We start from the raw sequence: 13,121 nt of genomic DNA, 5'->3' as shown, positions 1-13,121 counted from the left end.
TCCGGCCGGTAACGCAGGGTGCGGTAGATGATGCGAGTGTCCTGCGGCCAGATGGTCAGCTCTTCGCTGGACTTGACCACAAACGCCACACGCTCATCGATGTAATCCTCCATGGCCGTGTGATCCGGGGCAATCACCGGTTTGCCGCTGGCCATGAACTCCATCAGCGGCAGGCACAGACCTTCGCAGCGCGAGGCATTGACGTAGTAACTGGCGGCTTCGTACAGCCGGGCGTATTGCGGGTCGTCCAGGTAGCCGTGCATGACCACCACCCGACAGGCGAACGGCGAAAGCTGCGCGAGCAACGTCATCAGTTCGTCGTGGTAGGTCGACAGATCGCTTTGGGTAATCTTCAGCACCAGCGTCGCGTCAGACGTTTCGCGGAACGCCCAGCAGAATGCGGTGATCAGTTGATGCCAGTTCTTGCGACCGTCACGCGGGTTGAACACGGTGACGTACACCACACCGTCAACCTGTGTTTCGACCTGGGCGGTGGTGTCCGGCCACTGTCGCGGTTCTGGCTCGGGTACTGCCATCGTCTGCGGGCCGGCGATGGCCGGCAACCAGTCAGCGAGACGCGCATGGGCGGCTGGGGACAACAGGTCGCGAACCCCTTCCCAATACCACTGGCTTAGAAAATGCGTGCGATGCACCGGGATCGGCAGCGATTTACCTTTGTCCAGGCGCCACATACGCAGGTAATGGCGAGCAATCACCAAGCGGCGCTTGAGCGTCAGCGGCGGTGGCTTCAATGCCTCCAGCTCGGCCTCGAGCGCCGCCAGTTCCTCGGCAGTCGGCACGTCGGGAATCAGTGCATCGGCGCTCAGCCCGAGTGTGCGTGTATCGAAGATGCAACCCTTGATGTCCAGGGTCGAGCCGGCGCTGATCGGGACGCTGGTGTGGCGACTACGAATGTCGGCGAAGTTTTCCCACAACGGCGTCGGCAACACCAGCACCGGAAAGTCTTCGCCCATGGCCCGACGAATCGCCCGGGCGGTATGGCTGGAGAGCGTGATCACCCGGCCCTGCCGTGCCAGCATTTGCGTCCAGTCCTGGCGCGGGTCGTTATCCCATTGTTCATCGGGAATCGAATCAAACTCCCAGGCCACCACGCAGATCGTCGGGCACGCAAGGTCGTTCGGGGTTTTCTGCGGCGGCGTGAACGACAGAAACAGGCTGTCTTCGCCGGCGGCCAATAACTGTTTGTAGAGCGGATCGACCTCGGCGGTGGAGGACACCACATGCACTCGCCCAAGGCTCTCGAGCACAGGGCGATAAGCCTTGAGCACGAAGTAGTAACTGTACTCGGGACGGCCGAGACTCTGGCTGATGGAGCTGTCGTTGACGTCGGAGTAAAGAATGAAATTCATGGCATCCCACGGTGACGCCGCCATCCCGGCAGCCTCACGCTATGACGGGGAGGACAGGGTTCGAGTCAGTGTTCACTGGCGCTCGTCCATTGTCTTGCTGCCCGTCTTCGTTCTTGTTTTAGTGGTCAGTTTCTCGCAGTTTCGAAGCGACGCTGCCGAACCCCGGATAATCGTGACGATGGGCATTCTAAACACATCCATTGAGGGTTCGTGAACCGCCCGGCGAGAATAAATCAGGCTACGCTGGGGAGAACCGATCAGTCACTTTTGGACTTGTTGAAATTACCGAGCAAATGGCACAGATTGGCTACCAAACAACTACAACAAACATTTCACCTGTCTTTCGAGCGATCATATCGACTCGTGAAACCTTTCCATGAAGCCTGTGGAAACTGGATGAAATGCATGACCAAGGGGTCGCTGTTTGAAAAAGCGTCTGTTTGTCACGGGTCTGACCGGATTCGTAGGACAACACATCCAATCGCGTTTGCAGGCTGATGCCTCGGAATGGGAACTTCTGGTGGCTCCTGACCGCTACGATCTCGCCGCGCAGGACAGCCTCGAAAGCTTATGGCCGCAAATGCCCGATGCGGTGATTCACCTGGCCGGCCAGACTTTCGTCCCGGACGCCTTTCGTGATCCGGCGCGCACCCTGAACATCAATCTGCTGGGCACCCTGAACCTGCTGCAAGCCCTCAAGGCGCGCGGCTTCACCGGCACATTTCTGTACGTCAGCTCCGGTGATGTCTATGGCCAGGTCACCGAAGAGCATCTGCCCATCACTGAATTGCAGCCACCCTGCCCGCGCAATCCCTATGCCGTGAGCAAACTGTCGGCAGAGTTCCTGAGTTTGCAATGGGGCCTGAGCGAAGGCTGGCCCGTACTGGTCGCCCGCCCGTTCAACCACATCGGCACAGGGCAGAAAGACAGCTTCGTCATCGCCAGCGCCGCCCGTCAGATCTGCCGGATCAAGCAAGGCCTGCAAGGGCCACGACTGGAGGTCGGGGACATCGACGTGACGCGCGATTTCCTCGATGTCGCGGACGTGGTCTCGGCCTACCTGGCTTTGCTGGAGAAAGGCACACCGGGGCAGGTGTACAACATTTGCTCGGGGCGCGAGCAGAGCATTCGCAGTTTGATCGAGCAATTGGCAGATCTTGCCCAGGTCGACCTGCAACTGGTCCAGGACCCTGCGCGACTTCGCCGCGCGGATCAGCGTCGGGTGTGTGGCAGCCCTGCCAGGCTGGTCCAGACCACCGAATGGAAGCCTGAAATCACAACACAACAATCCCTGCGGGCGATCCTGTCCGACTGGGAGACGCGAGTACGACAAGAATGACTAAAAGTGCACTGATCACAGGTATCACCGGCCAGGATGGCGCGTATCTGGCCAAACTGCTGCTCGACAAGGGCTACAAAGTCCACGGTCTGGTCGCGCGTCGCAGCAGCGACTCGCGCTGGCGCCTGCGCGAGATGGGAGTCGAGGCGGACATCGTCTACCTCGACGGCGACATGGCCGATGCCTGTTCAGTGCAGCGCGCGGTGATCAAGTCGGCGCCGGACGAGGTCTACAACCTGGCCGCGCAAAGCTTTGTCGCGGCCTCCTGGGATCAACCGGTGACCACCGGCATCGTCGACGGTCTTGGCGTTACCCACCTGCTCGAAGCGATCCGTCAGTTCAGTGCGCACACGCGTTTTTACCAAGCGTCCACCAGCGAAATGTTCGGCCTGATCCAGGCCGAACAGCAGGACGAGAACACACCGTTCTATCCGCGCAGCCCCTATGGCGTGGCCAAGTTGTACGGCCACTGGATCACCGTTAACTACCGCGAAAGCTTCAACCTGCACGCCAGCAGCGGCATCCTGTTCAACCATGAATCACCGCTGCGCGGCATTGAATTCGTGACGCGCAAGGTCACCGACGCCGCCGCCCGGATCAAGCAGGGCAAGCAGCAGGAACTGCGCCTGGGCAACATCGACGCCAAGCGCGATTGGGGCTTTGCCGGGGACTACGTCGAAGCCATGTGGCTGATGCTGCAACAGGACAAACCCGACGACTTCGTGGTGGCCACCGGCGTGACCACCACCGTGCGCGAGATGTGCCGGATCGCCTTCGATCATGTGGGCCTGAACTACCGCGATTACGTGAAGATCGACCCGGCGTTCTTCCGCCCGGCCGAAGTGGAAGTGCTGCTCGGCAACCCGGCCAAGGCCCAGCGTGTGCTGGGCTGGAAACCCAAGACCGATCTGGATGCCTTGATCCGCATGATGATGGATGCGGACATGAAACGCGTCGCCAAGGAGTAGGCCATGCTGATTCCCGTGATTCTCTCCGGCGGTGCCGGGACAAGGTTGTGGCCGGTGTCGCGTGAGGGCCATCCCAAACCCTTCATGACATTGCCCGACGGCCAGTCGCTGCTGGGCAAGACCTATCAGCGGGCCGCGGACCTGCTCGACGGCTGGGGCGATATCGTCACGGTGACCAATCGCGAGTACTACTTCCAGAGCAAGGATCACTTTCGGGACGCACACCTGGGCCGGCATCGCGGGCACTTCCTGCTGGAGCCGACGGGACGCAATACGGCGCCGGCCATTGCCGCCGCCGCCCTCTCCCTCCAGGCCCTGCATGGCGACGATGCGATCATGCTGGTGATGCCCGCCGACCACTTGATCGTCAATGTCGACGCGCTCAAGGACGCAGTCGAGCATGCCGTGACATTGGCCAGACGCGGTCACCTGGTGACCTTCGGGGTGGTGCCGACCGCTCCGGAAACCGGTTTTGGCTACATTGAAGCCGGCACATCACTGGACGAAAAAGGCGCGGCCAACGTGCGGCGCTTCGTCGAAAAACCCGACCTGCAAACCGCGACGCACTACCTGGAAAGCGGCAACTTCCTGTGGAACTCCGGGATGTTCTGCTTTTCCGTCGCCACCCTGCTGGCCGAACTGCAAATCCATGCGCCCGCTTTGCTTGCGCAGACGCAAACCTGCATGGCCGCCAGCGCTCCCGTGGAAAACGCCGGGGATGTGCAACAAGAGCTGTCACCAACCCTGTTTAGCGAAATCATGGATATTTCCATCGACTACGCATTGATGGAGCGTTCCGACAAGGTGGTCGTCGTGCCGGCCCGTTTCGACTGGAGCGACATCGGCTCCTGGGGTGCGGTGGCCGCGTTGGTGCCGGCGGATGCCCAGAACAATYGCGCCGTCGGCGAGTCGATTTTCATCGACAGCCACAACAATTTCGTCCAGAGCGAAAACCGTCTGGTCGCGACCGTGGGGGTGGATAACCTGATCATCGTCGACACCGCCGACGCCGTGCTGGTGGCCCACGCCGACCGCGCCCAGGATGTGCGCCGGGTGGCCAGGCAACTCAAGGATAAAGAGCACGAAGCCTATCGCCTGCACCGTACGGTCAGCCGGCCATGGGGTACCTACACCGTGCTCGAGGAAGGCCCGCGCTTCAAGATCAAACGCATCGTGGTCAAGCCCGGCGCCAAGTTGTCGTTGCAGATGCACCACCATCGCAATGAACACTGGGTGGTGGTCGAAGGCATGGCCAAGGTCACCAACAATGGCACCGGCACGCACCTGGTGGCCAAGAACGAATCGACCTTCATTGCAGCCGGTCACAAGCATCGCCTGGAAAATCCCGGCGTGATCGACCTGGTGATCATCGAAGTGCAAAGCGGCGAATACCTGGGAGAGGACGACATTGTCCGCTTCGAAGATCAATACGGCAGGACGGTTTGAATGCTGCTTTCCCTTTACCGCACGCTGGGCAGCTATCGAGGGTTCATTCTCGGTAGCGTCCAGCGAGAGTTTCAGGCGCGTTATCGCAATTCGTTGTTCGGTGCCCTGTGGACCGTGCTCAATCCGCTGTCGATGATCATTGTCTACACCGTGATTTTTTCCCACATCATGCGCGCGCGTTTGCCAGGGGTAGATGACGGCATGGCCTACAGCATCTACCTCTGCGCCGGGTTGCTGACCTGGGGCTTGTTTGCAGAGATCACGGTGCGCAGCCAGAACATGTTTCTGGATAACGCCAACCTGCTGAAAAAAATCAGCTTCCCACGGATCTGCCTGCCGGTGATCGTGCTGTTGAATGCCGGTATCAACTTCGCAATCATCATCGGCCTGTTCCTCGGCTTTCTGTTGATCACCGGTCGACTACCGGGCCTGGCGCTGTTGGCGCTTATTCCTCTGCTGGCGTTACAGGTGATGTTCTGTGCCGGGTTGGGGATCATTCTTGGCGTACTGAATGTGTTTTTTCGCGATGTCGGGCAGTTTTTCGCCATCTGCCTGCAATTCTGGTTCTGGCTGACGCCAATCGTTTACCCGATGAGCATCCTGCCCGATTGGGTGCAGCGCTTGCTGCAACTCAACCCCCTGACCAACCTGATCACCAGCTACCAGAACATCTTCCTGTACGGCGCATGGCCCGTCTGGAGTTCGCTGCTGCCGATCATGGTCGCCAGCGTATTGCTCTTCGTCATTGGCCTGCGGCTGTTCCGGCAGAGGGTCGGTGAAATGGTGGATGAACTCTGATGGGGCACATACGCGTCACCGGCCTGGGCAAGGCCTATAAACAATACCCTTCCCGCTGGAGCCGACTGGTCGAATGGCTGGTCCCGTTCTCGCCGATCCGCCATCGCCAGCACTGGGTGCTGCAAGACGTGACCTTCCAGATTGCCCCCGGAGAATCGGTGGGCATCGTCGGGGTCAACGGCGCCGGCAAAAGCACCTTGTTGAAGATGATCACCGGCACCACCCAACCCACCTGCGGCACCATTGAGCTCGAAGGCCGCGTCGCCGCCCTGCTGGAGTTGGGCATGGGGTTTCATGCGGACTTTACCGGCCGGCAGAATGCGGTCATGGCCGGGCAGCTGCTGGGCATGCAGGTCGAAGAAATACAAGCGTTGATGCCGGAAATCGAACGCTTCGCGGAAATAGGCGACGCCATCGACCACCCGGTGCGCACCTATTCCAGTGGTATGCAAATGCGCCTGGCGTTCAGCGTGGCCACCGCGCGGCGCCCGGACATTTTGATCGTCGACGAAGCGCTGTCGGTGGGCGATGCCTACTTCCAGCACAAAAGCTTCGACCGCATCCGCAACTTTCGCAAAGCCGGTACCACGCTGTTGATCGTCTCCCATGACCGAGGGGCGATTCAGTCGATCTGCGACTCGGCGATCCTCCTGGAAAACGGCCACATGGCCATGCACGACACACCCGAATCCGTCATGGATTACTACAACGCTCTGCTCGCCGAGCGTGAAGGACAGACCGTGCGCCAGGAAGCCCTCGCTGGCGGCCAGGTCAGTACCATTTCGGGAACGGGTGAAGCCAGGATTCTGAGCGTGCGCCTGCTCGACCAACATGAACGCTCCATCGACGCCGCCGAAGTCGGCCTGCCGGTCGTGCTGGAGGTCAATGTGGAGGTTCGCCAGGACATCGAACGGCTGGTACTGGGCTTCATGATCAAGGATCGCCTGGGCCAGGCCATGTATGGCATCAACACCCATCGCCAGGATCAGGCATTGACCGATCTGCAGGCTGGCGAACGCGTGACCTATCGCTTTGCTTTCGTCATGGGGCTGGGCAAGGGTAACTATTCCGTGGCGTTGAGCCTGTCACGCCTGGATTCGCACCTGGACCGCAACTTCGAGTGGCGCGATTACGGGTTGGTGTTCCATGTGATCAACAACCGGCAGGAAGATTTTGTCGGCTGCTCGTGGCTGGCCGCGAAGACCACCGTCACGCGCTCGAGCGCGCCGGTCACTTCGGGGAGCACGCCATGACGCGTCTTTTAGTGGAGTGCACGCACGTATTCCAGCACCCCAAGGTCAATTCGGGCATTCAGCGGGTGGTGCGCAACGTCGTCAACCAGCTACCGGAATCGGTCGACGGTGTCGAATGCATCCCGGTTGTGATGCTCAAGGGCAAGCTCTATCGGGTACTGAAACTCGGCGCGCTGAACATTCCATTTTTCGATCAGTTGATGATGTTCGGCGGGCGACTTGGCCGGCTGGCACATCGTTTCTGGCAATGGCACCAGCGGCTCGACCAACGTTTGCCATCGCGATTCGCCCGACGCGTGGTATACGTGGCTTATCGACTGACAGCGCTGACCTGCTTCAGCGTGCCGCTGCGCCTGATCGACCAGCTCGATCAGTATCAACTGCCCAAACGTTGCGCACCGTTGCAGCATCTACCGGGGGACCAACTGGTGTTGCTGGACTCGTCCTGGCACACCGACTTTTTCCCGTTTGCCGAACAACTCAAACGTGAAGGCGTGGGCATTGTTTCAGTGATCTACGATTTGATTCCCCTGACTCACCCGCAGTTCTACGATTCACGGCTGGTGCAGGTGTTCAATGAGTGGTTCGACTGGATCACCCAAACCGCCGATGGCTTCGTGGCGATTTCCGCCACGGTGCGTGACCAGGTGCGTGAGGAAGTTCAGCGCCGTCTGGGCTCCGCCAAGGCCACCGAGTTGTGGTTCGATTATTTCCACCTGGGCTCCGAACTCGATCTGAGCGAAGTCAACGCCGCCGTGGAACCGCGTCTTGCCCGGCTGTTCGCGACGCCGGAACCGGTGTTTTTGATGGTCAGTACCATCGAACCGCGCAAGAACCACGCCTACCTGCTCGACGCCTTCGAACAGGCCTGGGCGGCAGGCTCCAATGCCCGGCTGTGCATTGCCGGGCGAGTCGGCTGGAAATGCGATGCGCTGCTGGCCCGGGTCCGTAATCACCCGCAGCTGAACCAACGACTGTTCATGTTCAATGACCTGAGCGACACCAGCCTCGAGCATGCCTACACCCACGCCAGCTCACTGGTGTTTCCGTCTTTTGTGGAGGGCTTCGGCCTGCCGCTGGTAGAAGCCATGCAGCGTGGACTACCGGCCATGGGCAGCGACATTGCGGTCTTTCGCGAAATCGGCGGCGAGTTCATGGCGTACTTCGATCTGGCCGAACCACAAAGCCTGGCTGATCTGGTCATTGGTTTCGAGAGCAGCGGTCAATTCCCGGCCACTCGCGACGTCGCGCACTGGCGCTGGATCGGCTGGCGTGAAGCCAGTGCGCAATTGGCCGAACGTACCCTGCGCAATCTCCCGGACGTGCCGCTCGTACAAGAGAGGCAACATGCGCATTGCCCTTAACGCACGGATTCTCCAGGCGCCGCGCACCGGCATCGGCCACTACGTCGCCGAACTGGCGAACGCCCTGGCGGGTGAATCGGATATTGAACTGGCGCTGTTTCATGGCTGGGGCTGGAGTGATGTGCTGCCGCAAGCGGCCATGCCCGGTTATTCCCGACTGACGCCGTTGCTGCGACAGATTCCGGGGGCCTATCAGGCCCGCCGGTGGCTGGAGCAGAAACGCTTCGATCAGGGCCGCGCGCAAGCCATCGACCTCTACCACGAACCGAGTTTGTGGCCGCTGTCGTTCGACGGTCCGACCGTCATCACCCTGCATGACCTGACTCACCTGCACTATCCCGAAACGCAGCCACCAGCGCGCTTGCGAGAAATCGAACGGCGCGTGGCCGACGGCGTGCGACAGGCAAGCCTGATTCTGACCGACTCGCAGTTCATTGCTGACGAAGCCCAGGCACATTTCGGGTTACCGGCCGAGCGATTTGTCGTCGCCCCACTCGGTGTAGCCGCGCGTTTTCACCCGCGGTCCCCCGAGGCTATCGACTCCGTACTCAAGACCCATGGCGTCGAAGCGCGGGAATACTTCCTCTGTGTCGGCACCCTGGAACCGCGCAAGAATCTGTCCCTCGCCCTGCGCGCCCACGCCCGATTGCCGGAATCGGTCCGTCAGCGTTTTCCTTTGCTGATCGTCGGCATGGCCGGCTGGCAGCGCGAGCAGTTCAGCGAAGAATTGCACCAGGCCCTGGCCTGCGGTTGTGTCTGTTTGCTGGGCTATCTGCCTGACGAGCACGTTGCGCAGCTGCTGGCCGGCGCCCGGGCATTGATTTTTCCGTCGCTTTACGAAGGTTTTGGCCTGCCGGTGCTGGAGGCCATGGCCTGTGGCACGCCGGTCATTCTGACCAGACGCTCGGCCATGCCCGAAGTGGCAGGCTATGCGGGTAACTATGTTGAACCGGATGAAACCGACGGCCTGCGCGATGCAATGAGTCGTCTGATCGACGATCAAGAGCATTGGCAGGCATGCCGAGAAGCCGGATTGCTACAGGCAAGGCTTTTTACCTGGGAACGCTGCGCGCAAGTCACGGCCAGCGCTTACCGCCAGGCAATGGGAGGTTGAATGCGAGTTCTTCATTTTTTCAAGACGTACCTGCCTGACTCGGTCGGCGGGATCGAACAAGTGATTTTCCAGTTGTGCGAAAGCGGTGCGCTGCACGGCATTGAAGGCAAGGTGCTGACACTCAGTGCAGATCCGACAACGCCGGTGGTGCAGCTCGGTCATCACGAAGTCCATCGGGCCAAACTCGACATTCAGTTCGCCTCTACCGGGTTTTCCTGGAGCGTCTTCAAACAGTTTCGCGAGCTGGCAGCCGAGGCCGACGTGGTCAATTACCACTTTCCCTGGCCGTTCATGGACCTGGTGCATTTCGCCAGCGGCCTGAACAAACCCAGCGTGGTGACGTACCACTCGGACATTATTCGCCAGAAACACCTGCTCAAACTTTACCGACCGCTGATGAATCGCTTTCTGCACAGCGCCGACCGGATCGTCGCTGCGTCGCCTAATTACCTGCACACCAGTGATGTGTTGCAACAGTTTCAGCACAAGACCCGAGTGATCCCCTATGGATTGAACAAGGCAGGTTACCCACAGCCGGACAGCGATCGAACGGCCCACTGGCGGCAAAAGCTCGGCGACAAGTTCTTTCTGTTTGTCGGTGTGATGCGCTACTACAAAGGATTGCACATCCTGCTCGATGCCCTGAAGGACCTGGGTTACCCGACAGTGATTGTCGGTGCCGGGCCACTGGAAGTAGAGCTGCATGCCCAGGCGACCGCCCTGGGTTTACGCAATGTCCACTTCCTCGGGCGTCTGGGGGACGAGGACAAAGTGGCACTGCTGCAACTGAGCTACGCCATCGTGTTCCCATCGCACCTGCGCTCCGAAGCCTTCGGCATTTCGCTGCTTGAAGGCGCGATGTATGGCAAACCGATGATCTCCAGTGAGATTGGCACGGGCACCAGTTACATCAACATCCATGACGAGACCGGGCTGGTGGTGCCGCCGAGCAATCCATTGGCGTTCCGTGAGGCGATGCGCACGCTTTGGGAAAACCCGGTGCTGGCGGCGCAAATGGGCGAGAAGGCGCAGGCCCGTTATCAAAATCTGTTTACCGCGGACGAAATGGGTCGTAAATGGGCAGCCTTGTATGAGGAGCTGCTGGAAGAAAAAGCTCTCGCCTACGCCTGAGCATCCGTGATGCCTGTGCTATGAAGCCACGATGATTCAGACGTGAGGATCGCCCGGTGCCTTGCTCGGCGCGGCGTATTGTTGCTTCAGGTGCCCGTCCTGATCGAGTARCCAGGCGTCCATGATCTSSCGGACGACCGGTCCKGCRACGCGRCCACCSGCCTCGCCGTTTTCGATCATCACCGAAATCACGATCTTCGGATGTTCGGCCGGGGCGAAGCCGACGAACAAGGCATTGTCGCGGTTACGCTCGCGGGTTTTCTCCCGGTTGTAACGTTCGCCCTGCTTGATCGCCACCACTTGCGCGGTACCACTCTTGCCGGCAATCCGGTACTGCGCCCCTGCCGCTGCGGCCCGGGCAATCCCGCGAGCATCGTGCATCACCATCTGCATGCCATGGTTGACCTGCTCCCAGTCGCGCGGATCCTTGAGCAGAATGTTCGGCATCGGATGCTCATCCACCGGCGCGACACCGTCCACGGTTTTGGCCAGGTGAGGGCGATTCCACACGCCTTTGTTGGCAATCAGCGCCGTGGCCTGGGCCAACTGCAGCGGCGTAACCTGCATGTAGCCCTGGCCGATGCCGAGAATCACCGTCTCGCCCGGAAACCAGGCCTGACGACGGGTGGCGCGCTTCCAGTCTTGGGATGGCATCAGGCCAGGGGATTCTTCATTCATGTCCAGGGAGACTTTCTCACCGAGCCCGAACATGGCCATGTAGTCGTGCAGGCGATCGATACCGAGCTTGTGTGCGAGGTCATAGAAATAGGTGTCGTTGGAACGCATGATCGCCGCATCCATATCCACCCAACCATCGCCGCTGTGGTTCCAGTTGCGGTACTTGTGATCGAAATCCGGTAGCTGGTAATAACCGGGGTCGAACACACGGGTCTGTGGCGTGACGACACCTGCATCGAGGCCAGCGATTGCCACTTCCGGCTTGATGGTCGAACCCGGGGCATAGAGACCACGCAGCACACGATTGAACAGCGGCCGATCAATGGAATCCCGTAGCGAAGAGTATTCCTTGGAGCTGATACCGGTGACGAACAGATTCGGATCGAAACTCGGGTTGCTGACCATGGCCAGTACTTCACCGGTCGACGGATCCAGCGCGACCACCGAGCCACGGCGATCGCCCAGGGCTTGCTCGGCGGCTTCCTGCAGCTTGACGTCGAGGCTCAGGACAATGTTTTCGCCTGGCACCGGGTCAGTGTGCTTGAGCACTCGCAGCACTCGGCCCTGAGCATTGGTTTCGACTTCTTCATAACCGACGTGGCCGTGCAGCTGCGCCTCGTAGAATTTTTCGATTCCGGTCTTGCCGATGGATTGGGTGCCTCGGTACTCGACCGTATCCAGAGCCTTTGACTCTTTCTCGTTGATGCGTCCGACGTAGCCGACCGAATGAGCGAAGTGCTCGCCCAATGGATAGTGCCGAACGAACTGCGGCTCGACATCCAGGCCCGGCAAGCGGAATTCGTTGACGGCAAGTATGGCAATTTGTTCTTCGTTCAGCTCATAGAACAACGTCACGGGTACGAACGGATGACGTGCCTGTTTCATGGCCTTGTCGAACAGCGTGCGATCTTCAGCGGGCAGGTGCAGGAGATTGACCACCTCGTCCAGCTCGGTTTTTACATCGGTGGCGCGTTCGCGGGTGATGGTCAGGTTGTAGCTGGGACGGTTGTCTGCGAGAAGTACGCCGTTGCGGTCATAGATCAACCCGCGGGTGGGCGTAATCGGCAGGACATGTACACGATTGTTTTCGGAGATGGTCGAGTGATAGTCGAACTCGACTACTTGCAGGACATACATGCGCACTACCAGTGCACAGGTGACAGCGGCAACGAACAAGGCGCAGGCCATGAGTCTTTTGTTGACCAGGCATGTCTCTTTTTCGTGGTCCTTGATCGGTATCGGTTCGGGCACTTGTGCAGCAACTCTTTGAAAAGCGATGCCGATCCGTGGGCGCAAACTCAGTCCATTAAAAAGAGCTGCACCTTACCAAAAGTGCGGAGTCACGTAGGTGTGGTTTTTTTTACAATTGACCTTGAGCGGGCGTGCCAGCTCACCCCTGCTTTTCTGCGGACAAAAACAAAACCCCAACTGCTTTCGCAATTGGGGTTTCGGAATTTAATCTTGACGATGACCTACTCTCACATGGGGAAACCCCACACTACCATCGGCGATGCATCGTTTCACTGCTGAGTTCGGGATGGGATCAGGTGGTTCCAATGCTCTATGGTCGTCAAGAAATTCGGGTACTGAACCGTTTTTCAACGTTTCAGCAAATTGGGTATGTGACAGCTTTCGGTGTTTTGTGAGCGTCGAACTTTCG

At 59.6% G+C, this 13,121-nt stretch carries 10 protein-coding genes and 1 rRNA gene; 8 read left to right on the top strand and 3 right to left on the bottom strand.

Annotation, left to right across the window (positions count from 1 at the left end):
- The coding region (locus AC1DU9_RS28095; RefSeq protein WP_477811112.1) for a glycosyltransferase at positions 1 to 1,370 on the bottom strand (1,370 nt) is incomplete at its 3' end.
- Positions 1,371 to 1,794: 424 nt separating this feature from the next.
- On the opposite strand from AC1DU9_RS28095, the gene AC1DU9_RS28090 reads away from it, so the two are divergent.
- The 8 genes from AC1DU9_RS28090 to AC1DU9_RS28055 are packed head-to-tail and all read left to right on the top strand — an operon-like array spanning position 1,795 to position 10,783.
- Positions 1,795 to 2,709 carry a GDP-mannose 4,6-dehydratase gene (locus AC1DU9_RS28090; protein WP_477811111.1) on the top strand — a complete coding sequence of 305 codons (915 nt, stop codon included), beginning with the start codon at positions 1,795 to 1,797 and terminating at the stop codon, positions 2,707 to 2,709.
- The gene (gene gmd / locus AC1DU9_RS28085; protein WP_477811110.1) at positions 2,706 to 3,677 is read left to right on the top strand and encodes a GDP-mannose 4,6-dehydratase; all 972 of its coding nucleotides are present in this window, start codon (positions 2,706 to 2,708) and stop codon (positions 3,675 to 3,677) included. The genes AC1DU9_RS28090 and gmd overlap by 4 nt, the downstream gene beginning before the upstream one ends.
- A 3-nt stretch (positions 3,678 to 3,680) precedes the next feature.
- Positions 3,681 to 5,123, top strand: coding sequence for a mannose-1-phosphate guanylyltransferase/mannose-6-phosphate isomerase (locus tag AC1DU9_RS28080; RefSeq protein ID WP_477811109.1), 1,443 nt, complete (start codon positions 3,681 to 3,683; stop codon positions 5,121 to 5,123).
- Complete coding sequence (locus AC1DU9_RS28075) at positions 5,124 to 5,921, top strand: ABC transporter permease (RefSeq protein WP_223547528.1); 798 nt, start codon at positions 5,124 to 5,126, stop codon at positions 5,919 to 5,921. It begins immediately after the preceding gene.
- Entirely contained in the window at positions 5,921 to 7,174 is a 1,254-nt protein-coding gene (locus AC1DU9_RS28070) for an ABC transporter ATP-binding protein (RefSeq protein ID WP_477811108.1), read from the top strand. Before AC1DU9_RS28075 ends, AC1DU9_RS28070 begins: the two co-directional genes overlap by 1 nt.
- Positions 7,171 to 8,538 carry a glycosyltransferase family 4 protein gene (locus AC1DU9_RS28065; RefSeq protein WP_477811107.1) on the top strand — a complete coding sequence of 456 codons (1,368 nt, stop codon included), beginning with the start codon at positions 7,171 to 7,173 and terminating at the stop codon, positions 8,536 to 8,538. Before AC1DU9_RS28070 ends, AC1DU9_RS28065 begins: the two co-directional genes overlap by 4 nt.
- Positions 8,522 to 9,652 (top strand): glycosyltransferase family 4 protein, encoded by a 1,131-nt coding sequence (locus AC1DU9_RS28060; RefSeq protein WP_477811106.1) that lies wholly within the window; start codon positions 8,522 to 8,524, stop codon positions 9,650 to 9,652. The genes AC1DU9_RS28065 and AC1DU9_RS28060 overlap by 17 nt, the downstream gene beginning before the upstream one ends.
- On the top strand, positions 9,653 to 10,783 hold the full coding sequence (locus AC1DU9_RS28055; protein ID WP_477811105.1) for a glycosyltransferase family 4 protein: 1,131 nt from the start codon (positions 9,653 to 9,655) through the stop codon (positions 10,781 to 10,783).
- 36 nt (positions 10,784 to 10,819) lie between these two features.
- Here the strand turns inward: AC1DU9_RS28055 and mrdA are convergent, their stop codons facing one another.
- Together mrdA and rrf are read right to left on the bottom strand one after the other, a co-directional pair.
- Positions 10,820 to 12,712, bottom strand: coding sequence for a penicillin-binding protein 2 (mrdA, locus tag AC1DU9_RS28050; RefSeq protein ID WP_477811104.1), 1,893 nt, complete (start codon positions 12,710 to 12,712; stop codon positions 10,820 to 10,822).
- Positions 12,713 to 12,920: 208 nt separating this feature from the next.
- Positions 12,921 to 13,036, bottom strand: a 5S ribosomal RNA gene (gene rrf / locus AC1DU9_RS28045).
- Positions 13,037 to 13,121 lie beyond the last annotated feature (85 nt).

The sequence above is a fragment of the Pseudomonas sp. P4_C1 genome, from assembly GCF_056402155.1.
Note: the sequence above shows the minus strand (reverse complement) of the source record. Positions and strands in the feature narration are given on the sequence as shown.

Bases quoted from the DNA above. Each gene is read 5' to 3' on its own strand.
- gmd (WP_477811110.1), top strand. From the start codon at position 2,706: ATGACTAAAAGTGCACTGATCACAGGTATCACCGGCCAGGATGGCGCG.
- AC1DU9_RS28075 (WP_223547528.1), top strand. From the start codon at position 5,124: ATGCTGCTTTCCCTTTACCGCACGCTGGGCAGCTATCGAGGGTTCATT.
- AC1DU9_RS28070 (WP_477811108.1), top strand. From the start codon at position 5,921: ATGGGGCACATACGCGTCACCGGCCTGGGCAAGGCCTATAAACAATAC.
- AC1DU9_RS28065 (WP_477811107.1), top strand. From the start codon at position 7,171: ATGACGCGTCTTTTAGTGGAGTGCACGCACGTATTCCAGCACCCCAAG.
- AC1DU9_RS28060 (WP_477811106.1), top strand. From the start codon at position 8,522: ATGCGCATTGCCCTTAACGCACGGATTCTCCAGGCGCCGCGCACCGGC.
- AC1DU9_RS28055 (WP_477811105.1), top strand. From the start codon at position 9,653: ATGCGAGTTCTTCATTTTTTCAAGACGTACCTGCCTGACTCGGTCGGC.